We start from the raw sequence: 653 nt of genomic DNA, 5'->3' as shown, positions 1-653 counted from the left end.
GCGGACTACAACCTGCTACTGGTCTCCCGATTCAAAGAGGAGATCCACGCAGGCTTGAACACCGGCATCATCCGCGCCATGGGCGGCACCGGGTCGGTGGTCACCTCGGCAGGCCTGGTGTTCGCGTTCACCATGATGTCGATGGCAGTCAGCGAACTCGCCGTGATCGGCCAGGTGGGCACCACCATCGGTCTGGGCCTCTTGTTCGACACCCTGGTCATCCGCTCCTTCATGACCCCGTCCATCGCAGCCCTGATGGGCAAGTGGTTCTGGTGGCCGCAGATGGTGCGCCAGCGGCCCAAGCCCGAGCCGTGGCCGAAGCCGATCCAGCGCGAGCCGCAGGACTCGCTGGCTTAGCCCTACCCTCAAACTCCGCGAGCGTGCGTGTCTGCTGATTGGACACGCACGCTCGCGGCGTTTCGAGAGGTCGTTTACCGCACGAGCGCCACGGCGAAACCGTCCCAGCCCTTGGTGCCCACGGTTTGAATGGCCGCGGTGTCCAACCGCGGATCGGCACCCATCATCTCCAGCATGTCGCGCACGGCCTGCGCCTGTGCGTCGTCGGGCGCCGGTGCGAGCACCCGACCGAAGCGGGTCACGTTGTCGACCACGATGATCGAGCCCGGCCGACCCAGTCGGATCGCCCACTCGAC

At 66.2% G+C, this 653-nt stretch carries 2 protein-coding genes; one reads left to right on the top strand and one right to left on the bottom strand.

Going from position 1 to position 653, the window contains the following annotated elements; translation table 11 throughout:
• On the top strand, positions 1-357 hold a 357-nt coding region (locus A5779_RS22870), incomplete at its 5' end, for an MMPL family transporter (RefSeq protein ID WP_165609819.1).
• A gap of 74 nt (positions 358-431) precedes the next feature.
• On the opposite strand, the gene A5779_RS22865 is transcribed toward A5779_RS22870, so the two are convergent.
• Positions 432-653 (bottom strand): O-methyltransferase (locus A5779_RS22865; protein WP_413784893.1); only part of this gene is annotated, 222 nt, incomplete at its 5' end.

This window comes from Mycolicibacterium peregrinum, assembly GCF_001665625.1.
GTDB lineage: Bacteria > Actinomycetota > Actinomycetes > Mycobacteriales > Mycobacteriaceae > Mycobacterium > Mycobacterium peregrinum_B.
Note: the sequence above shows the minus strand (reverse complement) of the source record. Positions and strands in the feature narration are given on the sequence as shown.